The following is a 24,745-nucleotide window of genomic DNA, read 5'->3' on the forward strand; positions in this document are numbered from 1 at the left end:
GTAAATTTGTAGAGACGTTACATGTAATGTCTCTACACTGATAACTGATTCCCTCATTTTGCAGGTAATTGCGAGCCAACTATTTGACCGAAAGCATTAGCATTGTGAGTTTGGCAAAATAATCTGCCTTTACCTTGAAAGCGACAGGCTAATCCTTCTCCACCTAAAAATGCTCCAATTAAACTAGAGCCAACTTTTGTAATGCTAAAATTTAAACTTTTTTCAAAAGCAACAATATGCCCAGTGTCAACGATATACTCGCCATCAACAAGAATTTCGTAAATTGCTCCAAAAGATGTCAAAATAATCTGACCGGAACCGCCTATGTCCAACCAAAAAATTGATTCTCCTGAAAAGAACGATCTAAAGCCTTGAAACCCGACGTTAATATCAACATTTGCTTCACTAGCTAAATAAGAACTTGCTTGAACAACTAGCCCAGCTGATGACATTTGATAAATCAAAATATCGCCCATTAATTTAGGGCTAAAAAGACTTCACCGTCATGTGTGGGAGAACGAAATATACTCAAAAATAAAGACTCTCCCGCCATCATTCGTTTAAGTCCGCCCCAGATTCCACCATTTTTTCCTTGTCTGAGGGTAGTACTAGCATTGATATAACTACTCATAGCAATCATACTGCCTGCTTCCGCCACTAACTCCTCGCCAGCCCTCATCCTAATATGAGCGATCGCGCTATCGGGTTGATGTAAGATATCTATGTTCATAGAAGTCAAAAGTTAAAAGTTAAAAGTCAAAATTAGCTACTCACAAATGACAATGACAACTGACTACTTAACTTGCGATCGCAAATATCTAACTAATCCATCAATACTGCGAGATTGTAAATAAATATCGCCCGTACCAGCAAGACGATTGACTAATCCTTCGCCAGAGGTGACGGAACCAACTAAGCCACCAGCTAATCCAATGCTCATTTTAATTTTTGGTTCGTAGGCAACTAAATGTCCGCTATCGACAATAAATTCTCCTTGAATCTGCTTTTTTGTAATCCCGCCATAGCAGCCAAAAAATGCCCTACCACTACCACTGAGTTTCAGTTTAAATAATCCTTCGCCTGCCAACCAACTTTTAATTCCTGCCCATTGTAAGCCCATTTTCACCCCTGCACTATGGGCGACAAATGCCCCTGGTTGCAAGCAAATATCTCCCTGACTCAAATCAAGTCTGCCAATATCGCCAATTGTGGATTGAGTTAAAACTAATCTAAGGGATTGTTGAGTCCGATTGGTAAAAGTATTAACGAATAATGATTCGCCACCCAAAAACTTTTTCAGTAAGGCAGGAATTAAACCACCAGAAAATTTAGTTTGGATTGATAACTGCGCATCCATACTCGTCATTGCCCCAGCTTCAGCAGTAATACTCTCCCCAGGATCGAGCGTGACGAAAATAGCAGCAAAGGCTGGTTTGTAGCGAATATCGTATTTCAAAGCCCTAATTCCTACTCTCGATAATGCACTTAATATGGAGCAGAAAATGAGCGATCGTCCAGTTTATTTGAAGAATTAATAAGATTTTGCTAAATTGTTTACTATCTGTGCTGAAGGGTAATGCACAAAATTCAAAATTGGTAGGGTGCATTAATCAACGCACCCTAAAAAATATTACCAATTACCAAATTCACGTAGAAATCGATAATATCCACTCCCGCAGCAATGAATTCACCTGTTCGGGAACTTCATCATGAGGACAATGACCTGCTTTCAAGAAGTATTCTCGCAATTGTGGATAATATTGACGAAACTTTGGACTTCGCCCTCTGGCATTCATCCACGGGTCGCCCTCACCCCACAATAACAGTAACGGGCAAGTCAATTGTTGTAGCAATATATCAACTTTTTCCCCTTGAGGAGTGCTGAAAACCGAGGCAAACACATCTACTGCACCAGGATCGCACGCCGGACGATAAATATCTTCTACTAATTGGTCTGTAATGGCACTTTTATCAAGATAGACTTTTTCTAAAGTTTGCCGAATTACCCACGGTTGGCGAATGTACTGAAATAACAGAAACCGCGCCCAAGGCTGCTGAAAAGTCCACTTGGTTACATCTCCGAAGAATTTTTGCCATAAGTCCGGCTGGCGTGGTGGTTGAACTTCAGTTTGCACTGATTCTGATTCAACGCTAGGCTGTTCTTCGCTAAAAGGACCGGCACTATTCAATAATACTAACCCTGCTGCGGCATCTGGACGCTGGGCAGCAACGCACAAACTCGCATATCCACCTAATGAATTACCCGCCAGTACCGCAGGCTGTTCGATAACTTCGGTGATAAAATCATGCAGTTGGTCGCGCCACAAGTCACCGCTATATTGCAGTTTAGCTTTAGCGGAGCGTCCGAAACCAATCAGATCGATCGCGTAGACTTGAAAATCCTTTTGCAGTTCGGCAATATTTTTGCGCCAGTGGTCGGTAGAAGCACCAAATCCATGTACTAATAGTAAAGGTGGGCGCTGAGGATGGGGCGTTCCCGCCTTGACATAGTAAATCGAATGCCCGCGCCACTGCCAATACTTACCAGGAACCGAGGTTGTAGCAGCTGTTGTTGTTTGCACGATTTAGTAATGTTAAGTAACATTACTAATTTTAATTTAGAGGGAATTGGTAATTGGTAGTTAGTTGTTGGTGATTTCCCTACTCACGACTCACTTTCTTGATGATTACAGGTAAAACAAAACTACTTGGCGTAATTGGACATCCGGTGGAACATTCCCTTTCACCCGCGATGCACAATGCCGCGATCGCCCATTTAGGATTAGATTATGTCTATCTCCCCTTACCCGTAAAACCGGAAGATTTAGCTGTTGCACTCCAAGGTTTTGCAGCGATTGGCTTAGTCGGTTTTAACGCCACCATTCCTCACAAGCAGGCAATTTTGCCCTTTCTATCAGAAGTCTCTCCCGTAGCGCAAGCAGTAGGCGCAGTCAATACTGTCTGGCGCACAGATGAAGGGTGGACGGGAACTAATACTGACGTGGAAGGATTTCTCGCACCGCTTTTAGAAAAGTCAAAAGTCAAAAGTCAAGAGTCAAAAGTAGAAACTGACTCACCAAACACCAACTACCAATTACCAATTACCAATTACCCACAAACAGCAGTCATTCTCGGTAATGGCGGTGCAGCTAGGGCTGTAGTGGCGGGTTGTTCTCAGCTAGGTTGTGCGGAAATTTGTGTCGTAGGGCGTAATGAGGTAAAGTTACAGGAGTTTTACACGAGTTGGAGTAATTCTCAAGTTCAAGCTAACTTGCAAGTCTATACTTGGGATAAGCTACCGGATTTAATTGCCCGTGCCGATTTACTGGTAAATACAACGCCCATCGGTATGTATCCTCATGTCGATCGATCGCCTTTGAGTCTAAGTGAGATGGCAGTATTAAAACAAGGTGCGATCGCCTACGATTTAATTTATACTCCTCGTCCAACGTTATTTCTACAACAGGCACAGCAACAAGGTGCAAGGACTATTGATGGCTTGGAAATGCTAGTGCAACAAGGCGCGGCTGCTTTAAAAATCTGGTTACAACAACCCGTTCCTGTAGAGATTATGCGCCAAGCACTGCAACAACAACTATAGAGATTCTGCAACTACTCACTACTCACTTTTAAAGAGCTTCAAAAGTAGCCCGCTTTTCACCTTTAGCATACAAGTGCATCAGTAAGTTCTTATTTTGGTAATCTTCATCAAATTCAATGTCTATTTTCATGTCTGGATCGATTGGTTTAAATTGAGTCGGACTACAAGAATAAATTGGAAAGCTAAAGTTAGGTACGTCTATTGTTAGTCTTTTTTGCTTCAAAGTCAGCGACCAAATAGCCCCAGTTTTTCGATTAATCAAACTAGTTGTTTCGGGTTCAATTTTCAGATTATCCAGTAGATTCTCTACCTGAACAAACTTAATCGTCAGGCAAACTGGCTTGTGAAAGATTTCACTTACCAGTTTTTTTTGATCTAAATTAAGTTTTTGCCAACCACTACCCCAAGATGCTATTAGATCGTTTTCATTGTTTACTTGTCCTTGCAAGCTACTTAAGTGAGACATGAAAAATTGTTTAATATCTGTCATGGTTCTGCTTGCATAGATTGCTAGGTGAACAATAGAGCAAGAGCGCTTTGTCTAGCAACCGGCTAAAGAGTGAAAAGCACTATGAAATACTTGTATCCATTACAACAATAATTACCGAGTCAAAAATAGAACTTGAATCTTTAGCAATATCTGTTTATGGCAATTTAATCTCAAATAATATTTATCAACTGTCTATAGAAATATTCCCTTTTTCACGAATAACAAATGCTTGTCTTAAGGTGGGCATTGCCCACCCTATTCACTAACTAATTTTAAAAAAGAGAATTGTTTGAAATATGATACCCAATCCATGCTGAATATAAATCTTCTTCTATGGCTCCCCGCCTACCAATAATTTCAGCATCATGCACTAGTACTTTAAGTGTTGTTACGTAAACGCCGTTGAGTATTTGGTGTCCGTAGCCAATTACCCTACCTGTATGTCCCGTATTCTGATGAACTACATACTCTCCTACGTCGAACATACTTTTCCTCGCTCGATCGAAGTACATAAGTACTTTATCATAGCTGCGATCGCCACAAGTTGTTGACCAGTTAATTTCAGTCTTATAGACGATCTCACTAATACTTATGAGAGATTTTGATGTAGTTTGCTGTGTTTATTTGAATACAAAAGAAAACAATTATTTCTAGAAAATGATTTATACACGTTCTTCCTCGTGTAGAGATGTTACATGTAACGTCTCTACACGAACAATCGATTTCACGATCCATCTAAGATTGCTATAGTGTATTTCATCACAATTTAACTTAAAATTTTCCTCTAACTAGAGAGAGGAAAAAGCGCCAAAAAGTAGTTAATTTAGTTATAAGCCGTTAGGAAGAAGCAAGTAACAATACTGAACAGTACAGATTGTTTTGTATTGCTAACACAGAGTTTTAGTTTTTTAGATTACTATTGACTTAGCAGTTCAAAATTTTTATTGATACAGAAAAGCTAAAAATATTTATTAGAAATTGGGATTTACGATGTTTTCTTGAATCAAAAATCCCAAATCTAAAATTAGATCGCTCAAGTGGGTCTAGAAGCGTAGATTAGTACGTCCTGAGTTTTTACCAATCAATCGAATATTTAATGCTCACAGTTCTACCTCTAGCAGCAGAATAAGCCGAATCGTTAGCTTGAATTTGGGACACAATTGGGAAATATTGATTGTCGAACAAGTTTTCCACTCCAATTTGTAAAGTTCCAGCATCTCCCAGTTGAATGCTGCTGATGTAGTCTACAGTCAAGTAACTTTCTACTTCCCTTCTCCCAAAAGCAATGCTGTCACCAAACACATCGCGATCGCCAGAAAATAATGCTTGAAGACGATTGCGCCAACCTGGGGAAGTTTCATTCTCGACATAAGCTACAACTTTCAAAGGCGGAATCCGAAAGCCATCTAAAGCTGTATATTCTCCATCATCAGCCAGATCGATTTCACCCCCTTGTAAAGTAACAGAACCACCAAGTGAAGTGCGATCGCTTGGTTGCACGTCTACAGCAGCTTCTACACCATAAATCCGTTCTGGGGCGCGCAGTACGGTTCCTGGTGCGGTAAAAGTCGTACCTAACTCTGACTCATTGTAGAAAGCAGATAAAGACCCTTGGATTGTCTCCCACTGCCCGCGCACACCAATTTCATAGCTATCAACCTGCTGCGGTTCTGGATTGAGTGACTCGACATCGAATCCTGGTTGAGCATTTCTTAAAACTAAGCCGATATCTGCTAGCGAGAAACCTTGGGCGAAATTCGCAAATACGTTTATCTCTTCTGTCAAGAACAATACTGTACCAATGTTGAACAGCGTCGCATCGAAATTGAGATCGCCCCCAGGAATCACCGTATCGGGATTGGCTAAAGTCGTGAAGTCATCCACGCTGACATCAGCATTTTCGTAGCGCACACCGCCGTTGACGATAAACCGATCGCTCACATCCCAGGTTAACTGGGCAAATAAACCCAAACTATTGAGTTCTAGCGGTGGTGTCCAAGTCCGTTCGCCTGTAGGGAGAAAATCCAAACCTCCACTGGCTGCAAAAGCAGCGCGATCGAAGGTTGTCACTGGTTGCACGGTATCTTCGTTAAAGTAGTCTACACCCCACAACAATCTCGCTGCCCCTTTGTTAAATAAAGGCGTTTCAATTTGTAAGCGTCCGCCAAACCTTTCCGATTCCACCCGCGACTGATAAATCTGGTTGCCCAAGTTACTAAAATTTCTACCGTCAAATGGAAAGAACTCAGTTAAATAATCTCGGTAGTACAGTTGAGCCTGCACGTTGCTGCCCAACAGGTTTTCGTGGCTGTATTGCAAATTCAGCAGCGTGTTTCGAGTACCTGGAAGCTCGTCTAAGTTCAATCCTTCTAGAGTGCGAGCTTTTTGTCTGCCTGGTAACAAGTTGACGCTGGGGTCAGTTGTAAAGTCCGTATCTTGAGTATCATCGAAGTGGTTGAACGTCAACTGGAGACGCTGTTGTTCGTCTAAATTTACGCCCAACTTACTAAAAAAGTTGAGTGTTTCCGCATCAGAAAAACCACCTTGAGCATTCGGATCGGGAGGAATGCGATCGCCCTCGGCATCAAAAAAACCACCTGTAGTCGTCAGCGAACCACTCACGGCAAAATCGAGATTATCCTCAGTGCCAGAAATCGCATGTTGCAGGTTATAACCTAAACTATCGCCTGATAAATTTCCCAAAGCTCCACTTATGCCAATTTGAGTCTGAGAAGCTAACCTCTCCTCGCTTGGCGTGCGCGTGATGATATTGATGACACCACCCGTTCCACCATCACCATAAATCGCCGAAGGACCCCTTACCACTTCAATTCGTTCGATCGCCGAAGGATCGATCGTGCGCAAATCGCGCTGAGCATTTCGCGAAGTTGATTGCGGAATGCCATCAATTAAAACTTGTATGTTGCGCCCCCGTAGAGTTTGCCCAAAGTTACTGCTGCTTTGAGTTGGAACTGCTAAGCCAGGAACCAACTTACCGAGAATTTCCCCTACATTTTGGGACAGTCTTGTTTGTTGTTCAATTTGTTCGCGGTTAATTATCGTCACCGATCGCGGTACGTCCTGCGGTTCTTCTGCCGTCCGCGTTGCCGTCACGGTAATTTCCTGTGCTGGCTCGCCTTCTGTAATCGTCTCTGTTTCTGTTGGAGTTTGCGCTGTTGGTGCGGCGGTTGCAGGCGTAACGGTAACAACCAAGCCATTTTGACTTGGTACAACTTCTGCTATGGGTGCTGCTGTCTCTCCCACGAGTTGAACTCTGACACGATTAGCATCAATCTGAGTTACTGTAACGAGACTGATTCCCTGGGCTGGGTTTTCTGCCCGATAATCTCCCTCTGGTAACACCAGCCTTGTTTGAGGAAGATCGGCAATCCAGCTATTATCGTCAACCGTGGGTGTAGCCACTGGCAATTGCTGCCCGCCTGCCGTTTCTAGGATAAGTTCTAGCCCTTGAGGAGTCGAATTCAGTCGTACACCCGTTACCTCGATTGCCTTCTCTGCACCGCTACGCTGCTCTTGGGGCGCGTTTTGAGTATAAGTGGATACTGATGCAAGTTGCGCTTGAGCGATCGCGGGGGCGAACGTGGCGATCGCGCCCACTAAGCTTAGTACAGATAGTAATTGCAAATTTGACACAATAACTCCTCGCTCACAAACCATCATGTGACTTGCTGATTTACTCCTTTAGAGAGATGCAAAATTCGATTTTGCGCGATTTTGAAGTAAATACTCGCTTTTTAGCCAGTAAATTTACTGAAACTAATTTTCAATAATACTACTCGGCTAATAAAAATCGGCAAGAAATTTTCTCAATAAACAGAGATAATCTCACAGAAAGTATAAAATTCCCCCCTTAAAAAGGGGGGTTAGGGGGGATCGAGATCTCGGACTTCCGGCGCGTAACTCTCATAGCAATTCTCGATTGCGTGCGTGACATTTGTAGGGGCGCTTTCTCTGTGCGCCCCTACAGATCGTGTGTTTTGCCCAATCGAAAACCGCTATCAATCGCGTTTTAAACGAGCCAACAAATTCTGCCAATTAGCAGCAAAAGCACCGTAGTTCGGATCGGCTTTGACTTCAAAAGTCAAGTTACCATCCTGGGGTTGCTCCACGACTCGAACGCAGAGTTCGGCAATTGAATCGCGGCTGACTTTACCTTTAATATTATCCCCTTGGTCGAAAACCAAAGGCTGTATTTCAGGTTCTTCTGTCAGGGCGCACGGTCTGATAATTGTATAAGGAACGCCACTTTCTCTCACAGCTTCCTCACCACGCCATTTCCAAGTTAGAATGCCTCCCAATTGGTCATTTAAACGCACGGCTGGCGGTTCTTCCTCTAAGTTAATTCCTGGGCGATTGGGACGAGTGACACCGGCGGAACTGACTAAAATAAACTGGGGTTTTGCACTACCATACGCGCCAATTGACTCGACTTGCAACGCGAAACCACCAGCAGAAAACTGCGGATTGAGTTCGCCATTGTATTCAAATTTGCTCAACATTAATTGCAACGAGCGAATTTTGCTAGTATCGATCGCCGGAGCATCTGATATTGTTTTTGCCCGAAATACTGCTGTTAATTGGTTAAATGGAATTCGTACCGTTATCCACTCATTGGCTACGGTATCAAAAGAATACGAATAAGCCATTCCATCCCAACTCGATTCCGTGCGCAGGAAAAACTTGTAGCGCTTACCGTCTCCCCTGACTCGCAGCGTCACGCCTTCGTAACCGGATAAATCTAGTGGCGAGGTGAAATTTTTTGTCCTGACAGAAGCAAAGCCACCAGAGTTAGCTGTAGAAACATTACCCGTAAACAAAGCCGTCCCTTCCACAAAGCGGATCTCGCTTTGACTGACACCACCCATGACAACATCATCCACAGCACCCCAAATCTGTTGTAGTTGAGGAGTTGGTTGACTAAAATCAAAGACGATTTTTTCACCACTTGGGTTATGTTGCCAATATTGAGCCGCCGCTTGGACTAAATTTTTTACCCCCAAATATTCCACCCGTTCTGGAGTATCACCGACGATTTCGGGTTGATAGAACTTCACGCCTTGATTGTATTTTTCTCTGTCTGGGGTATCGCCGCCCACTGGTTGCACCCGCACCGCCGTACAGCAAATGACAGCACGGACGTTTGCCATCATTGCTGGTGTTAGGGTTTCTGGTTGGGTAATATCGCCGACATAGGTTTCTACATTGTTGCCCAAAATCGAGCTTGCTTTATCTTTATCTCGGACGAGCGATCGCACTTGGTATCCTCTTTCTAACAGCCGTTGTACGACTCGCTTACCTACACCACCCGTTGCGCCAGCGACTAGGATAACTCCCACTTGCTTACCTCCAGATAAATAATTTTCGGGTTTGTCAGCCACACCTGGGAGTATCTGTTTTAACCAACTCCAGCCAGGAATCGCCTCGAAATAGGCTAAAGTGCGGATGAACCTACCTGCATCCCAGCCAGCACGATTTTTTTCTGTCATAGCTTGTTCCTAGTCAGATTGCGAGCAGCTATCTCTATTTTGGTAACAAACAGCGCCAAGATGATTAAGCCTTTGGTATAAATCTTGAATGAAGTAGGGCGATCGCGGTATTTGTATGAGGATAAAGATTTAAGAGTTTAATTATGCCGATAGACATTCAAGAACAAAATTGGAATAACTTTTGCGCTCACCATTTACATGATTGGCATGGAATTTGGACGAGTTATTCTGCTCAAGGAGAGGTCAAAGATTCGTTTCAAAGTTTGAGAAGTTTTCGCGCCAACTTAGAAAAAACTCAAATTACACATACAAATCGATATATTTATGCCGATGGGAAAATCGAGGAAAAAACTTGGCAGTTACAAAAGCCATTTCTTAGATCGATTTTTTTTCCTCAAGGTGCTGGGGCTTTTCATGCTGAGAAGCTAGTAACTGCCTCTTTTTTTGCAGTAGAATTATTTTTCATTCACAAAAACTTACGCCATAGCGCGATCGCGGCTTATACAGATGGTACTAACTTAACTAAAATATTGAGTATTCGCGAAGACTCTACAGGCTTTCCCAGTCAACATTGGTCTACCAATCTTGATTTAGTATCGGAAAGAAGTCTGAGTGAAAATTGGGCGGGGACTTCAGTTACGATGACACCCGATTTAAAAGTTTCTCCGGCAGTTCCAGCTAACTTAAATTGGCAGATAGAAGGGAACGAATCGTTCTTTTTTCCCGACGAGATTTCTTTAAGTTGTCCCAGACAAGTTGAGGTAGGCAAACCAATTGTAATCGCTGCTACTTGGTTGGTTAATTCAAGTTATCTGCAACAGATTACAATTGCATATGACGAGACAGGAGCCTTTCAAAACTTGAAATTTGCAGAATTTACCCATGTCTAGCCCTAAATCAAAACTTCTGGGTGAATAAAACTGTATCCTGCGGTTTTGAGTTTCCGATTCGATACCCTGGCATTGTATGGACGGGTTTCCGATAACTCAGGATTCCACAACACTTGAGGCAGGTTATAGCGATCGCACAAATTTTGCAACAAATCGCGAGATAATGGAGGTTCATCACCTACTAAATTATAAATTCCCTCTAATTGCCTTTCTGCGGCAAAGGCGATCGCGCCGACAATATCGTCAAGGTGAATCCAATTCGTATAGGTTTGCCCGTTCCCTGGACGAGTTGTACCAAATGCACGACTGAAGATTTTTGTCAATTCCCGCCCTTCACCGTAAATTCCGCCCAAGCGTAAGATACAGACTTTCAATTTGTCACTCGCAGCGCAGAGCAATACTTCTTCTGTCTCTGCCAAAACTTGTCCGTTTTGATTTGCTGGCGTTAAAGGTGATTCTTCGTCTACCCATGCCCCATTTTTATCGCCGTAAACAGAATAACTCCCCGTATAAATAATTTGTTTAACAGCAGTTTGTGGCAAAACTTGAATTAAATTCTTGGCAGTTTGTAGGTAAGTAGATTCGTAGCTATCAGCTGCAAAAAATTTAGGCGCAATGCTCAGAATGACAATATCTCGATCTTGGATGGCTGACAGGAGAGTGGCTTCATCGTCTCCTTTAGCGATGACAACTTGCTGAGCTAATTGTTCTAACTCGCTCATCCGTGCCTGAGTTGTCGTGGTTGCGGTAATCTGATATTTACCATCCTGCTGCCAGTGACGCGCGATCGCCTTACCGACATAACCACAGCCTATAATTGCTACTTTTATAGTTTGCATTCAATCTCTCTAGAAAGTCAAAAGTCAAAAGTTATTCGTAGGGGCGGGTTCACCCGAAATCTTTGTCGGAGTCAGAGTTTTTTGGTAAGCCCGCCCGTACAAAAGTCAAAATGTCGAAATCAAGCGCGTTCAAATTCAAATTAACATGAATCAATTTCAGCCCCCTGGCTTTGGAAAACAGGCGATCGCCACCTCTTTAGGATCGATGACTTACTACACCCAGGTAGCCGCACCTTGGCTATCCTCATCCAGTCATGAATTACCTCGCCTAGTCTTTCTACACTGCTTTGGTGGCGGTGCTTCAGCTTACGAATGGTCTAAAGTTTACCCTGCATTTGCCAGCGAATACCAGATTCTTGCAGCCGACTTAATTGGTTGGGGCGAATCAGCGCATCCCGTGCGAGAATATCAAATTGCCGACTATCTCACTACAATCGCTGAATTTATTCAAGCTTGCCATCCTCCCATCAGGGTAGTTGCCTCTTCTTTAACAGCAGCATTAGTAATTCGCCTTGCCGTTCAGCGTCCCGAATTATTTCAATCTCTCTTGCTCATCTGTCCCTCTGGGTTTGACGACTTCGGCGAAGGTGCGGGACGCAGACTACCGCTACAGTTAATTAGTACACCCTTACTCGATCGCCTAATTTATGCCATAGGTGCAGAAAACGAAGTCTCTGTGCGTAACTTTCTCCAACAATTTCTCTTTGCCGAACCAGAACGAGTCACGCCAGAAATGGTAGCAGCCTATCTCACTTCTGCTCAAAAACCCAATGCCGAATACGCTGCCCTTGCTTTTCTCAAGGCTAATCTTTATTTTGACTTGGCTTTGTACGTACCGCAGCTAACCGTACCCACAGCGATCTTATGGGGAGAGCAAGCACAATTTACCAAAATAGGCTTAGGAAGACGCTTAGCAAAGCTGAATTTGCGATCGATTATTGCATTTGAGGCGATCGCCCATGCTGGTGTTTTACCACATTTAGAAACCCCGGAAATCGCGATCGGCTTGTTACAGAAGTATTTGTAGGAGTGATGCGTGGAGTGGAGGGACAAGGGGGACAAGGGGGACAAGGGGGACAAGGGGGACAAGGGGGAACTCGGGGACCCCACGACCGAAGGGAGTGGGGATTAGGGGGCGAAGGGGGACAAGGGGGACAAGGGGGACAAGGGGAGCAGGGGAGCAGGTGGGCTTCAGGTGCAACAACCACCCATTACCCATTACCCATTACCCATTACCAACTACCAACTACCAACCACCAACTACCAATTCCCACTTGCAATATTTATTTACAGAGTCAACAAAATATTATAGAGATATGCCTATTTATAAAATTGCTTCTCCCCAATTAGGGAAAAACAGGAAAAGAGGCTTGCTAAAGTCAATAGCCAGACAAAGGAGAATCAGCAGCTTGTGCTTGAAAGGTTGAAACAGGATCTAAAAAATGACCTGATTGCAGGATTATTGGTCGTCATTCCCTTAGCTACGACAATCTGGCTGACGATCGCCGTTGCTAGTTGGACGATCGAATTTCTGACGCGGATTCCCAAACAACTGAATCCGTTAGATGAAATGAACCCCTTCCTCGTGAATCTCATCAACTTAGCAGTAGGTCTAACAGTACCGCTGCTGTGCATTTTAGCGATCGGCTTAATGGCACGCAATATCGCCGGACGCTGGCTGCTCGATTTCGGAGAACAATTATTACAAGCCATTCCCTTAGCTGGAGCAGTTTACAAAACCTTAAAACAATTGCTCGAAACCCTGCTTAAAGATTCTAATGGGAAGTTTCGGCGCGTTATTCTAATAGAGTATCCTCGGCGGGGTATATGGGCGATCGCCTTTGTCACTGGGATTATGAGTCATGAAATTCAATCTCACATGAATCGCCCGATGCTGAGCGTATTTATTCCCACAACCCCCAACCCAACCACCGGATGGTATGCCATTGTTCCAGCAGACGAAGCGATCGACCTATCCATGTCCGTTGAAGATGCCTTTAAAGTCATTATCTCTGGTGGTATTGTTTCCCCCAATGCGCCCCTACCCCCACTTTTGCTAGATCGCCAAGGACAAGCGATTAATCAGTGAACAGTTATCAGTTGTCAGTCACTGCCGAGCAACTACCAACTACCAACTACCAACTACCAACTACCAATTACCCTTCCAATAATGAAAGCACGAAGTATTGCTCGCGAATTGGCTCTGCTTAGTTTGAGCCAACTGCCTAATTCCTCAGAAAAATTGGAAGCGCAACAACTATCTAATTTGTTAGTTGCAGCCGTCAGAACTTTGACAACGGAAGTAGAAGATGCTCTAGAGACGGCTTCTGGAGAAGTTCAGCGGGCAAACGATCGCCTCTTGACGAGCGAAACCCGTGCTAACGATGTCCAAACAGCCAGAGCTATGTTGCAGGATGGGATTCAATTGACTCAAAGTGCAATCAATCGCCTTGCTACAGCCATGCAACTACCAGAGACGATCCAATCAGCCACGGCAGCAGAACCAAATTTTGATGTCCGCCGTTACGCACTAACACTTGTGAATACAGTCAATCAAAACCGAGCTGAAATTGATGAAATTTTAGAACAGGCTCTAGTAGACTGGCAATTAAATCGACTGGCGCGGATCGATCGCGATATCCTGCGGATTGCAGTAGCCGAAATTGAATTTTTAGGTTTTCAAGATCGGGTTAGTGTCGCGATCGATGAAGCAGTAGAACTCGCAAAGCGGTACAGTGGAGACGAAGGATACAAATTTATCAACGGCGTTTTGCGCCGCGTCACCGATCGCTTAAAACAAAAAGAAGTCGGAAGTCGGAAGTCGGAAGTCAAGAGTCAACAGTGACTGCTCGTGCGCTCCCTGCTCCCTGCTCCCTGTTCCCTGTTCCCTGTTCCCTGTTCCCTGATAACTGACAATGCCTTTTAACTGGTTCCGCCGCAAACACGATGAATCTTCTACTCCACAAGAGGAGCAACCTGCTACTCCAGCACCGGAGCAACCAGCAGACGTATCCCAGGAACAATCGGCTCAAGATGCAGCAGTAGATTATCTCAGCTTTGCTAAAGCAGCCTATAAAAGTATTCAAGAAAGGCAGCAGCAAGCTCCAGAAAAGAGAGCTGAGGGAGCTGAGGGAGCTGAGGAAGCTGAGGGAGCTGAGGAAGCTGCTGAGTTAGCGGAATCCGAAGCAGAAGCTTTAGATACACAAGTAGAGCGACTTGTCAAGACGGAAGAGCCAGTTACGGCAGAAACAGCCACGCTAGCAGAACCGATCTCGACTGAGGAAATAGCTACAACAGAAGCATCAGCGATCGTAGAGGAAATAACACCAGAAGCAACTGCGCCGGAGGAAACAGCGGCAGAGGAAATAACACCAGAAGCAACTGCGCCGGAGGAAACAGCGAGCGTACCTTTTTGGGCAAAAGCAGAAGCAGAGCGTCAGGCAAGGTTGGAGAGGCTAAAGGCAACTGCGATCGAGGAACCAGAACCAGAAGTATTACAGCCAGTGACGGCAACAGAAGTTACTACACCTACAGCCGATACTGACTTAGCTCCTGACTTTGCTTTTGATGAAGGATTTTTGTGGTCGGCAGAGGTTCTGGCGGCGCAAGGACGGCGACCAGAAGATATTTCGCTCGAAGAAATTACTTGGTTGAAAAAGCTGCGGCAGGGTTTAGGCAAAACGCGCCGTAACATTGTCAACCAGTTAAAATCAATTGTCGGTCAAGGACCGCTGAACCAAGCAGCAGTGATGGAAATTGAGGCTCTGCTGCTGCAAGCGGATGTTGGAGTGGAAGCGACGGATTACATCATCGAAGCTTTGCAAAATCAGATCAAGCAAGCAGCCTTACCCCCAGATGCCGCGATCGCTTATCTGAAAAAGATTCTCCGAGATATGCTCGATCGCCCCCTGCAAAATTGCAGCCCTGTTTTTGTTCCAGAAAAAGATAGACTCAATATTTGGTTAATTACCGGAGTCAATGGGGCAGGTAAGACCACAACTATCGGTAAACTCGCCCATATCGCGCAGAAGTCCGGCTACGACTGCCTAATTGGGGCAGCAGATACCTTCCGCGCCGCTGCCGTGGAACAAGTGAAGGTATGGGGCGCAAGGAGCAATGTCGAAGTGATTGCCAACCCTGGTAAAAATACCGATCCAGCCGCAGTGGTATTTGATGCGATCGCTGCCGCACAAGCACGCAACACAGAATTACTACTCGTCGATACAGCTGGGAGACTGCAAAACAAGAAAAACTTGATGGACGAACTGAGTAAAATTCGTCGTATCGTCGATAAAAAAGCTTCCGATGCCCGTGTAGAATCTTTACTCGTCCTCGATGCTACCCTGGGACAAAACGGCTTGCGACAGGCAGAAGTGTTTGCTCAAGCCGCTCAGCTCAGCGGTGTAGTCTTAACTAAACTTGATGGCACGGCTAAGGGTGGCGTGGCTCTAGCAGTCGTGCAGCAACTCAATCTCCCAATTCGCTTCATCGGCGCTGGAGAAGGCATCGAAGATCTGCGTCCTTTTTCTAGCTACGAATTTGTAGAAGCACTGATCGGAACGTAACTAGGGGCTGGGGGAAGAAAGAGAAAACTAAGGGACAAGGAAGACAAGGGGGACAAGGAAGACAAGGAAGAATCCACCTGTTCATTCCCTGCTCTCTGCTCCCTCTAAATTCAGTAATACTTTGACAGCAATTGTATTGAATTTTAAGTTAAGATATCTCAACTTAACCTATCGCTCCTGCTTATGCGTAAAAGTCAATAAAATGCAGCAACTAACTTAGTTTTAGTAAAATCCAAAATTAAAATTAAAATTTTTTCAGCTACATTGTTGTCAAAGAATCTATACTAACAGGAGCAAAAGGGGGTAAAACACACTTTTTTTAGTGTAGCTGTAGGTATATCCTTCAAAAGACATTGCTAAACTACTTAGCTATTGGTTCTATGACTCTTACTGCCTAACTTGATGGCTCACGACTACTCTCTAACATAATAAAACTAAACCCGTGTCTGTGCCTCAACCGCCCTTCCAACCCACCGATCGAACTAGCAGCGCCGCTACTGATGTTAACCCAGTTGTAGCGCTCAAAGAACTAGTGGCGCGCCTGTATCGGGAACAGAATAAGGTACAAGATTTGCTAAGTTCCTTGGGATTTGCCCTCAGGAGCTTCAATAATTTGAATCAGTTTCTCGAACTAATTCCGTTAATAGCAACACGGGTAACGGATGCTGACGGCGGGGTATTGTTCCTCTACAAATCCAACGGTCAGGTGAGCTTGGAAAAGCTACACTGCCAAGATATTCACCAACGCAAACAAATCCGTAAAGCTTTAGAAACAGCCACGAGTGCCGTCACCACTGCACTTACAACAGCCCAAATCGTTCCTGCTACGGCAACTTTAGATGCTCAAGTCAGCCATCACTTAGGATCGCAAATACAGTTATTTGGTACGACAATTTTAGTCAAGCAGGCAGAACGGGGACGACTATACGTCTTTAGCAGCGATCCCGAATATACTTGGACGGAAACCAGACAGAAGTTAGTCCGACTTGTTGCCGATCAAACAGCAGTAGCAATTGAAAATGACGAACTAAAAGTAGAACTACGCAAAAAAGAGCGTCTAGACCGCGAGTTAGAAATTGGCGCAGAAATTCAATTACGACTTTTACCTCGCCAATGTCCTAACGTCCCTGGGGTATCTCTAGCGGCGAGATGTCAGCCAGCAAACCGCGTTGGCGGAGATTACTATGACTTCATCCCGATCGAGCGCGACTTGAATCAAGCAGACGGTAAAAGTAGCAACCCTGATAGTTGCTGGGGCTTAGTAATTGGTGATGTGATGGGCAAAGGGGTTCCAGCCGGACTCATCATGACTATGACGCGGGGAATGTTGCGCGCTGAGGCATTAAACGAACATTCTCCAGCTCGAATTTTGCAGCATTTGAATCGGGTCATGTATACCGATTTAGAAAATTCCCATCGTTTTGTCACTTTATTCTATTCAGAATACAACCCACAGACGCGCAGGTTGACTTACAGTAATGCAGCCCATCATCCGCCCTTATTATGGCAAGCAGCTACAAAAACAGTGAAGCGCTTAGATACTTTAGAGGGCATGTTGATCGGGCTTGAAGCTCATAGCAATTACGAAGATGCTCAAGTTCAGTTAGAACCAGGAGACACAATTATTTACTATACAGACGGGTTTACTGATGCTGCTAATCAAAGAGGCGATCGCTTTGACGAAGAAAGGCTAGAAGGCGAATTCAAATTTGCTTGTCGCCACTGTCAAGACCCCCAAGCAATTCTCGAATATCTTTTCGCTCAAGTTCACAAATTCATCAGTGGCGCAACTAACCAAAATAAAGACGATATGACATTAGTAGTGATGCGAATCAACTAGTAGTTGGTAATTGGTAGTTGTTGATTGTTGGTTGTTGGTTGTTGGTTGACAGCTCTTGCTCCCGAGCGCAACCTTGCGCTTCCTCAACTCCCTCAGCTCTCTTCCTCCCGCTCCCTTTCTTCACTGATAACTGGTCACTGGTCACTGGTCACTGATACTGGTCACTACCAATTCTATGTGTTACGACAGTCATGAACTTATGCTGCCTTGAGAAGGCAAATACTCAGCTAGGAGATTGACTCGTTATGGTTGTCGGTTCAGTTCTTCCACTCACTACGTGGTTTTCCCACTACACTCAAGTTTTGAGTTCTATGTCTCAAATACTTTGGCACTTGCCTTGGCATAGTACGCTAGCTCAAAGTATCAAAGATCCAGATCTGCTAGGTCAATGGCAGAAAGCTTTCGATCACTTTATCCAAACAGGGCAAGTATGGGCTTTGCTGATCGGGATTTTTATTGGCTTTTTAGTCAAAAGCATGACTAGCTTTGGTTAACAGTGACCAGTGACCAGTGACCAGTGTAAAGACGTTACATGCAACATTTTTACACTGTGTCAGCAACCGAGATTGTAAATAAGAACCAGGGTCTTTGTTCTTTACAGAAAGCTTGGTTGTGGCTGATAACTGATAACTGATAACTGTTAACTGGTCTTAGTTACTAGCTGCTGTATCCTCATCTTCCTCAGCCTGTGGTTGAGGTTGATTTCTACGATTCTGCATCCGACCCGTAGTTGCACGTTTACGAAACTTACGGGCATATGCCTGATTCCGTAGCGCCTTTTCTTTTTTTTGGTTACGGCGCTTAGCCATGTTCACCTCATTATTTGTAGACAACAAAACACCACCCCTAGAGTTTCTAGAGGCGATTGGACTCACCGACATCAGCGGTATTTTCCCAGCTTAGCGGATTAATGTCATAAGTATAAACCAATCGGACTGTAGTAGTCAGCTAATTCCAACTTAGCACGCGCGATCGCCACCATTTGCATTAAGAAACATTAATGAATCTCAATAGTTAATCTCGGGAAAAAGCTATAGCTAAATACAGCTCTGGGCATAGTTTTGAGTTGGAGATCGATAAATGATAAGATGAACTTAAACTATATTAAGACATTATCAAAAGCTGGGATAGACTATCTGTCTGGGGTTTCACCGAATTTTTTCAGCATATGAAAATTTATAAATTTTAATTAACGGTTAAATAGTGATTTTTTCTAGTTTTAAGGCGATCGCCCAACCCCTACGCCGCTGGTGGCGATTTATTCAAACTGTCATCGGCATCATATTTCGTCATCCCGTCCCAGGCACGAGTATCATTCCCATCTTGCCTGATGGTCGGATCGTTTTGATTCGCCGTCGTGATAATGGGCTGTGGTCGCTACCAGGAGGGATGGTAGATTGGGGTGAGGATGTGGCTACGGCAGTCAAACGAGAATTAGCTGAGGAAACGGGGCTGGATTTAGTCAAAATTCGACGACTGGTAGGAGTTTATTCCGCACCCGATCGCGATCCGCGCATCCATTCGATTTGTATTGTAGTTGAGGCAGATGTCACAGGCAGGATGAAAGTCCGCGATCCATTAGAAGTGATGGAAGTTCGTGCATTTCCTCCTGGTGCTTTACCTCCCGGTCAACTTGCTCACGACCACAACCAACAATTGCAGGACTATTTTGCCGGATTGACGACTTTAGCCTAACTCACGACACTTTTACCTCGACTTGAGACTTAAGATATTCCGTATTGACTCCCGACTCTCGCACGAGGGCAATTTTACCTGTACGGGCGACCTCTCGCAGTCCAAACTTTTGTAATAACTGCACGAGCGCGACAATTTTACCAGGGTCGCCGACAACTTCTAAGGTAAGAGAGTCTTCAGCCACATCGACCACTCTAGCGCGAAAGATCTGAGCGATTTCAATCACTTCCGAGCGATTAGAGCTAGTAGCATTCACTTTAATCAACATCAATTCCCGCTCGACACAAGGAACTTCGGTGATATCTTGGACTTTGAGGACGTGGACAAGTTTATATAGCTGCTTGGTCAGCTGTTCGATAACGCGATCGTCCCCAGGGACTACCATTGTAATTCGAGAGACTCCGTTTTGCTCCGCTTGACCGACAGCAAGGCTTTCAATGTTAAAGCCACGACGGGCAAATAAACCCGCAATGCGGGTTAGTACCCCCGCTTCATCTTCCACTAGAACTGAAAGGGTGTGTTTCATTTTTAATGGTTGATGGTTGATGGTTGATGGTAAGCGCTGGCGCTACAATGCGTGAAGATGGTTGATGGTTGATAGTTGCTATTCACTGCTCTCTACTTTCTGTCCGATCGCTAAAATCAATCTGTTCAGCCTTATATTCTATCTCGATCTATCTCGTCTTTCGTTCTCAACAAATGTTTTCTAGCTGAAAAAAAGGCGCGTGTCGTTGCAGGAGTTACGCGCTTGAAGCTAGACTCGCTCCCCTAGCGTTCCTCAAAAAGGGAGTTGGGCGATCGCTAAGTAGATAATGAGACTTGCAGCGCAATTGTAGGTTAAAAAGTAGCTAAAAAAATTAAATTTAACTTAATTAAACTTCAATTCGTAGATTTACTCTTAAGATGATCGACTTGTGACTATATCTTCTTTCGGATAGGTGTGGCGATCGCTACACAAACTTACACTGAGAGCAGTTAATTACTGAGGAGAAAAATCTATGGGTTGGTTACAAAGACTGTTTGGCATGAACAAACCGCAAAATGCTCAAGTTAATCCTACGCCACAGGCTGCTGCTGCCACTGAATCAGTTCCTCCCGAGCGTCTAGGATTGAATGGAGAATACGATCAGAGTGGTTTAGCTAAGCGTGTTGCTTTGGCATTTGATGAAGACCAAAGCTTAACTGACATTGATACTCTCTACGTAGCTCAAACGGGCAGTACCGTGGTTTTAAAAGGCAAGGTTCCCAGCCAAGATATTTTGCAAAAAATGGTTTCTGTTGCCAGAAACGTTCAAGGCGCAACTGACGTAACTACCGATCAAGTCAGTATCGGATAAAAACTGATGGCTGATTGTTAATGGTTAATGGCGATACAAACAATTAACCATTAACAACTAATTATTAACTTTGTATAGAGCAAGATCGGGACGGGCAAGGAAAGAGTCGATCCAGTTCAAGACTGCTTGGTTGACTTCTTCAGGACACTCATCATGAGCGAAATGTCCTGCATTCTCTAAAATTAGAAGCTGCACGTTAGGATTGTAAGCAGCAAACTTGGGAGCGAAAGCGGGTGGAATCATGCGGTCTTGCTGTCCCCAAATCAGTAGGATGGGAATGTTTAGATTTGGCAAGATGCTCTTGACTGAAGGATCGAATTGAGAATCCAACATAGCTTTTAGCGTGGCATAGAAAGCTTGTGCCGAACCTCGGTCTTGAGCTGGTCCTAACAAAATATCTACTAATTCATCAGTTACGGCTTCAGAATTAGCATATGCAATGCCTGCCCAACGCTTTACCACTTGGGGGCGGCGGACAATGCGAAAAATGGTTTTAATTAATAGGGGTGAGGTGAAGAGATTTTCGATCGCGGCGATCGCGGGACGTAAAATCTTAGGTATGGCTTCCTGTCGGATAGATAGATCGGGAAGACTGAGCATTACAATACCCTGCACCATATCGGGATGCATGGCTGCTGCTCTCAGCGACACTAGCGAACCGATAGAATTACCAACTAAGACGACTGGATGCTGAATAAACGTGCGCCAGAAATCGTAAACTTGTTCTACCCACAGTTCTACCTTATAGCTCACTGGAGCTTTTTCCGACGCACCAAAGCCCAACATATCTAGCGCGTAAACTGTGTGCTGTTCCCCTAGCACGGCTAAGTTTTGTCGCCAATGACCGATTGACGTGCCAAAGCCATGCAGTAAAATTATTGGTGTTGTCTGAGGCTGAGGTTGTTCTGGGCGAATAAAAGTGTAGCGAGTCTGCCAGCCACGCCAAATCCAGTCTCTTTGACTACCTACCCGTTGCTGCCAGTGTAATAAGGTATCCACGCTTGTTTTGGTCAATTTGAATAAAGTTATAAAATCTCTAAATTATTTTAACAATTGAGATGTTTTGATGGGAGGCGATCGCATCTATCCTGATAAGTTAAGGCGATCTTAACAAATGGATGGCGATCGGAGTTCGCAAATAGAGGAATTTCCCTACCCCTAACTAGCAGAAAAAAGTGCTATCGTGAATTGCAAGTACTAAGAAAGCCTGCTGTTTGCTATGGATTGTAGACTCTACTAGTTACGTTTCCGAAAGCCGATTCTTTGGTGTGAAGGTATACATAGTTGTCTTAGTCTAATAGTTGCTCAAGCTGGATTCATCCCAGTTATCTAACAAACAGTTGCTAATAATCCTATATGCCTGTGATTGAAAAAAGAAGACCCACAAAAGATTTACCCCAAATTAACGAACGCATTCGCTTCCCTAAGATTCGAGTCATCGATACTGATGGCAGTCAGATGGGAATTTTAACTCCCTACGAAGCACTGCAAATTGCTGAGGAAAAAGAGTTAGACCTCGTTCTGCTCAGTGATAAAGCCGATCCGCCTGTGTGCCGAATTATGGACTACGGCAAGTATAAATTCGAGCAGGAGAAGAAGGCGCGGGAAGCTCGGAAGAAGCAGCATACGGCTGACGTGAAAGAAGTGAAGATGCGCTACAAGATTGAGGAACATGACTATCGAGTGCGCGTCAATCAAGCCGAACGCTTCTTGAAAGATGGCGATAAGGTGAAAGCAACTGTGATGTTCCGAGGTCGGGAAATTCAACACAGCGATTTGGCAGAAACCTTGCTCAAGCGGATGGCAACGGATCTGCAAGAGGTAGGAGAGTTACAACAAGCGCCGAAGAAGGAAGGGCGCAATATGATGATGTTGATCTCTCCTAAGAAGTAGATCCCCCCAACCCCCCGATAAATTGGGGGGCTTTTGATTTGCGATCGCGCGTTAGGATGGTAGATTTGTGTGCGATCGCAATTTTGTTTTAACGTGGAGCGCAGGCGTAATCCGTGTACCAGTACAGATGCAAATTTTCGTGCTAGAGAGCGACTAAAATTTAAGCCTTGGTGCTAAAACGACTTGTATTTGCCTCTTGCTACACTCCTTAGATAAAACGTCAATTCGAGCTTTCTCCTGTGCTTCTGGTGCTAGAGATTGTAAAAACCCTTGAAATCCTAGAAAGGCTAGTTCGTAGATTGCTTGCTGGCTAAATTTACCTTCAAAGTAGCCAGTATGAGTATCAACACCTTGAGGATCGTTGTAATTTCTCAATTTGCGTATAGCAGCAACCGAGAGCAACACGTAATCCCAAAAGTTTATCGCTGGTTGTTGTAAAGCTAAGCTAACAATTCCTGTACGTTGACTCGGTTCGTCTTTGTAATCCGTACAGTCAAAATAGGTAAAGAAATCTGCGGCTTGCACCTCTGTTTCTAAAAATGCTCTCATTTCTTCGAGTTTTCGATGTTCTCGGTTAGAAGAACGAATTTCGAGATATTTGTACGGGCGATCGATCGCGTCATCTTGCTGAGATAAATTGACAATTCCATACTGGGGAATATAACCAGTGCGATCGAAGCGATCGCGAAAACGACTCACAGTTACATTACCCAGTCTATAACCACTGATACGAGTTCTAGCTGGAAAGCTAAAGTAATTGGCTGCGGTAGAAGTCAGTCTTAAAGCAAGATCCCCCTCATTACAAAAGATATAGGCTTCCTCAAAACGACGTAAAGAAGAACGGAGAAAATTAGCCCTTCCTGGTAAAATTGTTTCTACAGGAATATCAGGTGCAACTAGAATTAGTCGTTCCAAACAAAACATTTGACCGATATGCGAGCTTGGTTGTTTGCCGATCGCGCGATCGTCAAAAACATCAGAAAGGATGCGAATTGCATTTGTGATGACATAGCATCCCATACTATGACCGATAAATGATAATTTGACTCGCTGCCCTCCTCCTTTTTGTTGTAATATGAGATCGAGTTGCCTGAAGAGTTCAACTAAATCTAGAACGCCATAGTTTCTGGCTCTATAACCATCGCGAAAATAAACCACAGTTCTGAGGAGAAACAGCGTAAAAATTGTGGTAAATGCCAAGCCCGATAAAATTAAAGAACTGACTAATAAAAAATGGAACAGGCTAGATTCTTTGGGCGACAAAAATAGTAAGATCGCGCTAGAAAATATACTAATAATTGCACCAACAACAAAGATAACGCCTGGTAAAATTGGCAAGGAATCGAATGCATTTCTTAGTTTCTCTTGAAAAGTACCAGATTCGTCTTGCCTAAAGGGATTTTCAGCCGCCCACCTATAACCGAGAAAAACATACTTGTTGGGTTGAGCGATCTTTTCGTTAACATAATTGTAAATTTTTTGGCATCCCTCTTGTCCGTCGGAAATGGTAGAACTATATCCATGAATGTTAACTATAATTTCTGGTTCTTGACTTTTGAGTAAACGATCTGCAATCTCTTCCAACATTTCTCGCGTCGAACCAAAACGATTTAGATTCAGAATATCTAAGTTAGAGAAAGTGAGAAAAGACTGAGTAGCATCGCCTTTTTGTTCGACATTAAGTGTTGCAGTGCTAGCGACTAAATAACCAGGGATTTTGGCTGAATCATTTCCTTGAAATTCGTAAATTGTATACGGCTCGGCATCCGGCAGATTAGATTCAGAAGAATACATTATGCTTACATCCTTTTGTAGAGCGAGCGTTTTAAAAAGCTATAAATCATGTCACAAAATGCGAACATGAAAAAGCGATCGCGCTTCTAGACTCAAGCGATAGCGAGACAAACTTTGCTGAAACTATACTAGGGAGAGTCTATTCTAGTTGTGATTCCATAAGGGCGGTTAATAGTTAATGGCTATTAACTATTAACTACTAACCAAAATCTACCGATTACAGAATTTGCTCGATCGCAATTCGCGATCGCGTGTGCGACAATTCTGGGGGCGCACGGCTGTGCGCCCCTACAG

The 24,745-nt window shown here is 44.1% G+C and carries 24 protein-coding genes and 1 pseudogene; 12 read left to right on the forward strand and 13 right to left on the reverse strand.

The window, feature by feature from the left end:
- Nucleotides 1-53 precede the first annotated feature (53 nt).
- The 3 genes and pseudogenes from M5J74_RS33405 to M5J74_RS12120 all read right to left on the reverse strand — a co-directional run bounded on the left by M5J74_RS33405 (nt 54) and on the right by M5J74_RS12120 (nt 2,582).
- A pseudogene (locus tag M5J74_RS33405) lies at nt 54-730 on the reverse strand (TIGR00266 family protein).
- A 63-nt stretch (nt 731-793) separates the two neighbouring features.
- Complete coding sequence (locus M5J74_RS12115) at nt 794-1,456, reverse strand: TIGR00266 family protein (protein ID WP_015154348.1); 663 nt, start codon at nt 1,454-1,456, stop codon at nt 794-796.
- Between the two features lie 190 nt (nt 1,457-1,646).
- Nucleotides 1,647-2,582 carry an alpha/beta fold hydrolase gene (locus M5J74_RS12120; protein ID WP_015154349.1) on the reverse strand — a complete coding sequence of 312 codons (936 nt, stop codon included), beginning with the start codon at nt 2,580-2,582 and terminating at the stop codon, nt 1,647-1,649.
- 101 nt (nt 2,583-2,683) lie between these two features.
- Here M5J74_RS12120 and M5J74_RS12125 point away from each other — a divergent pair, with 101 nt between their 5' ends.
- Nucleotides 2,684-3,601 carry a shikimate dehydrogenase gene (locus tag M5J74_RS12125; protein ID WP_250016795.1) on the forward strand — a complete coding sequence of 306 codons (918 nt, stop codon included), beginning with the start codon at nt 2,684-2,686 and terminating at the stop codon, nt 3,599-3,601.
- A 28-nt stretch (nt 3,602-3,629) separates the two neighbouring features.
- Here M5J74_RS12125 and M5J74_RS12130 read toward each other — a convergent pair whose 3' ends face one another.
- The 4 genes from M5J74_RS12130 to M5J74_RS12145 all read right to left on the reverse strand — a co-directional run bounded on the left by M5J74_RS12130 (nt 3,630) and on the right by M5J74_RS12145 (nt 9,598).
- A complete protein-coding gene (locus tag M5J74_RS12130; protein ID WP_250016797.1) occupies nt 3,630-4,091 on the reverse strand; it encodes a hypothetical protein in 462 nt (153 codons plus the stop codon).
- Between the two features lie 272 nt (nt 4,092-4,363).
- Nucleotides 4,364-4,576: a hypothetical protein gene (locus M5J74_RS12135; protein WP_106217216.1), complete on the reverse strand. Its 213-nt coding sequence runs from the start codon at nt 4,574-4,576 to the stop codon at nt 4,364-4,366.
- A gap of 589 nt (nt 4,577-5,165) precedes the next feature.
- Complete coding sequence (locus M5J74_RS12140) at nt 5,166-7,745, reverse strand: TonB-dependent receptor domain-containing protein (protein WP_305883637.1); 2,580 nt, start codon at nt 7,743-7,745, stop codon at nt 5,166-5,168.
- Nucleotides 7,746-8,110: 365 nt separating this feature from the next.
- Entirely contained in the window at nt 8,111-9,598 is a 1,488-nt protein-coding gene (locus M5J74_RS12145; RefSeq protein WP_250016798.1) for a CIA30 family protein, read from the reverse strand.
- Nucleotides 9,599-9,741: 143 nt separating this feature from the next.
- On the opposite strand from M5J74_RS12145, the gene M5J74_RS12150 reads away from it, so the two are divergent.
- Complete coding sequence (locus tag M5J74_RS12150; protein ID WP_250016800.1) at nt 9,742-10,488, forward strand: DUF3598 family protein; 747 nt, start codon at nt 9,742-9,744, stop codon at nt 10,486-10,488.
- 2 nt (nt 10,489-10,490) lie between these two features.
- On the opposite strand, the gene M5J74_RS12155 is transcribed toward M5J74_RS12150, so the two are convergent.
- A complete protein-coding gene (locus M5J74_RS12155; RefSeq protein ID WP_371934032.1) occupies nt 10,491-11,318 on the reverse strand; it encodes an SDR family oxidoreductase in 828 nt (275 codons plus the stop codon).
- Between the two features lie 154 nt (nt 11,319-11,472).
- On the opposite strand from M5J74_RS12155, the gene M5J74_RS12160 reads away from it, so the two are divergent.
- The 6 genes from M5J74_RS12160 (at nt 11,473) to M5J74_RS12185 (ending at nt 17,732) form a co-directional block, all read left to right on the forward strand.
- Nucleotides 11,473-12,354, forward strand: coding sequence for an alpha/beta fold hydrolase (locus tag M5J74_RS12160; protein WP_250016804.1), 882 nt, complete (start codon nt 11,473-11,475; stop codon nt 12,352-12,354).
- Between the two features lie 94 nt (nt 12,355-12,448).
- Complete coding sequence (locus M5J74_RS12165; protein ID WP_250016805.1) at nt 12,449-12,754, forward strand: hypothetical protein; 306 nt, start codon at nt 12,449-12,451, stop codon at nt 12,752-12,754.
- Nucleotides 12,739-13,416, forward strand: coding sequence for a DUF502 domain-containing protein (locus M5J74_RS12170; protein ID WP_015154359.1), 678 nt, complete (start codon nt 12,739-12,741; stop codon nt 13,414-13,416). The genes M5J74_RS12165 and M5J74_RS12170 overlap by 16 nt, the downstream gene beginning before the upstream one ends.
- 81 nt (nt 13,417-13,497) lie before the next feature.
- The gene (gene nusB / locus M5J74_RS12175; protein WP_015154360.1) at nt 13,498-14,172 is read left to right on the forward strand and encodes a transcription antitermination factor NusB; all 675 of its coding nucleotides are present in this window, start codon (nt 13,498-13,500) and stop codon (nt 14,170-14,172) included.
- Between the two features lie 70 nt (nt 14,173-14,242).
- On the forward strand, nt 14,243-15,892 hold the full coding sequence (ftsY, locus tag M5J74_RS12180; RefSeq protein ID WP_250016807.1) for a signal recognition particle-docking protein FtsY: 1,650 nt from the start codon (nt 14,243-14,245) through the stop codon (nt 15,890-15,892).
- A 442-nt stretch (nt 15,893-16,334) separates the two neighbouring features.
- Nucleotides 16,335-17,732, forward strand: a complete 1,398-nt coding sequence (locus M5J74_RS12185) for a PP2C family protein-serine/threonine phosphatase (RefSeq protein ID WP_041462442.1) — start codon at nt 16,335-16,337, stop codon at nt 17,730-17,732.
- Here M5J74_RS12185 and M5J74_RS12190 read toward each other — a convergent pair.
- Nucleotides 17,725-17,877 (reverse strand): hypothetical protein, encoded by a 153-nt coding sequence (locus M5J74_RS12190; protein WP_181246550.1) that lies wholly within the window; start codon nt 17,875-17,877, stop codon nt 17,725-17,727. The genes M5J74_RS12185 and M5J74_RS12190 overlap by 8 nt on opposite strands.
- 166 nt (nt 17,878-18,043) lie before the next feature.
- On the opposite strand from M5J74_RS12190, the gene M5J74_RS12195 reads away from it, so the two are divergent.
- Nucleotides 18,044-18,226, forward strand: a complete 183-nt coding sequence (locus M5J74_RS12195) for a hypothetical protein (RefSeq protein WP_041463045.1) — start codon at nt 18,044-18,046, stop codon at nt 18,224-18,226.
- Nucleotides 18,227-18,382: 156 nt separating this feature from the next.
- On the opposite strand, the gene M5J74_RS12200 is transcribed toward M5J74_RS12195, so the two are convergent.
- Complete coding sequence (locus tag M5J74_RS12200) at nt 18,383-18,541, reverse strand: hypothetical protein (protein ID WP_165587649.1); 159 nt, start codon at nt 18,539-18,541, stop codon at nt 18,383-18,385.
- Between the two features lie 394 nt (nt 18,542-18,935).
- On the opposite strand from M5J74_RS12200, the gene M5J74_RS12205 reads away from it, so the two are divergent.
- Nucleotides 18,936-19,427 carry an NUDIX hydrolase gene (locus tag M5J74_RS12205; RefSeq protein ID WP_199197696.1) on the forward strand — a complete coding sequence of 164 codons (492 nt, stop codon included), beginning with the start codon at nt 18,936-18,938 and terminating at the stop codon, nt 19,425-19,427.
- 1 nt (nt 19,428) lies between these two features.
- On the opposite strand, the gene ilvN is transcribed toward M5J74_RS12205, so the two are convergent.
- On the reverse strand, nt 19,429-19,953 hold the full coding sequence (gene ilvN / locus M5J74_RS12210; protein ID WP_015154365.1) for an acetolactate synthase small subunit: 525 nt from the start codon (nt 19,951-19,953) through the stop codon (nt 19,429-19,431).
- A gap of 472 nt (nt 19,954-20,425) precedes the next feature.
- Between ilvN and M5J74_RS12215 the strand changes: the two genes are divergently transcribed.
- On the forward strand, nt 20,426-20,764 hold the full coding sequence (locus M5J74_RS12215; RefSeq protein WP_015154366.1) for a hypothetical protein: 339 nt from the start codon (nt 20,426-20,428) through the stop codon (nt 20,762-20,764).
- Between the two features lie 57 nt (nt 20,765-20,821).
- Here the strand turns inward: M5J74_RS12215 and M5J74_RS12220 are convergent, their stop codons facing one another.
- Complete coding sequence (locus M5J74_RS12220) at nt 20,822-21,763, reverse strand: alpha/beta fold hydrolase (protein WP_015154367.1); 942 nt, start codon at nt 21,761-21,763, stop codon at nt 20,822-20,824.
- A 357-nt stretch (nt 21,764-22,120) separates the two neighbouring features.
- Here M5J74_RS12220 and infC point away from each other — a divergent pair, with 357 nt between their 5' ends.
- Complete coding sequence (infC, locus tag M5J74_RS12225; protein ID WP_015154368.1) at nt 22,121-22,657, forward strand: translation initiation factor IF-3; 537 nt, start codon at nt 22,121-22,123, stop codon at nt 22,655-22,657.
- Nucleotides 22,658-22,810: 153 nt separating this feature from the next.
- Here infC and M5J74_RS12230 read toward each other — a convergent pair whose 3' ends face one another.
- Complete coding sequence (locus M5J74_RS12230; RefSeq protein ID WP_250016809.1) at nt 22,811-24,451, reverse strand: alpha/beta hydrolase; 1,641 nt, start codon at nt 24,449-24,451, stop codon at nt 22,811-22,813.
- Nucleotides 24,452-24,745: the final 294 nt, after the last annotated feature.

Origin of the sequence: Chroococcidiopsis sp. CCNUC1 (assembly GCF_023546805.1) — a bacterium.
GTDB classification, from domain to species: domain Bacteria; phylum Cyanobacteriota; class Cyanobacteriia; order Cyanobacteriales; family Chroococcidiopsidaceae; genus Chroococcidiopsis; species Chroococcidiopsis thermalis.

Coding starts and splice junctions, on each gene's coding strand:
- M5J74_RS12200 (WP_165587649.1), bottom strand. CDS start 18,541: ATGGCTAAGCGCCGTAACCAAAAAAAAGAAAAGGCGCTACGGAATCAG.
- M5J74_RS12195 (WP_041463045.1), top strand. CDS start 18,044: ATGTCTCAAATACTTTGGCACTTGCCTTGGCATAGTACGCTAGCTCAA.
- M5J74_RS12135 (WP_106217216.1), bottom strand. CDS start 4,576: ATGTTCGACGTAGGAGAGTATGTAGTTCATCAGAATACGGGACATACA.
- M5J74_RS12230 (WP_250016809.1), bottom strand. CDS start 24,451: ATGTATTCTTCTGAATCTAATCTGCCGGATGCCGAGCCGTATACAATT.
- M5J74_RS12150 (WP_250016800.1), top strand. CDS start 9,742: ATGCCGATAGACATTCAAGAACAAAATTGGAATAACTTTTGCGCTCAC.
- M5J74_RS12160 (WP_250016804.1), top strand. CDS start 11,473: ATGAATCAATTTCAGCCCCCTGGCTTTGGAAAACAGGCGATCGCCACC.
- M5J74_RS12125 (WP_250016795.1), top strand. CDS start 2,684: ATGATTACAGGTAAAACAAAACTACTTGGCGTAATTGGACATCCGGTG.
- M5J74_RS12145 (WP_250016798.1), bottom strand. CDS start 9,598: ATGACAGAAAAAAATCGTGCTGGCTGGGATGCAGGTAGGTTCATCCGC.
- ftsY (WP_250016807.1), top strand. CDS start 14,243: ATGCCTTTTAACTGGTTCCGCCGCAAACACGATGAATCTTCTACTCCA.
- infC (WP_015154368.1), top strand. CDS start 22,121: ATGCCTGTGATTGAAAAAAGAAGACCCACAAAAGATTTACCCCAAATT.
- M5J74_RS12215 (WP_015154366.1), top strand. CDS start 20,426: ATGGGTTGGTTACAAAGACTGTTTGGCATGAACAAACCGCAAAATGCT.
- ilvN (WP_015154365.1), bottom strand. CDS start 19,953: ATGAAACACACCCTTTCAGTTCTAGTGGAAGATGAAGCGGGGGTACTA.
- nusB (WP_015154360.1), top strand. CDS start 13,498: ATGAAAGCACGAAGTATTGCTCGCGAATTGGCTCTGCTTAGTTTGAGC.
- M5J74_RS12130 (WP_250016797.1), bottom strand. CDS start 4,091: ATGACAGATATTAAACAATTTTTCATGTCTCACTTAAGTAGCTTGCAA.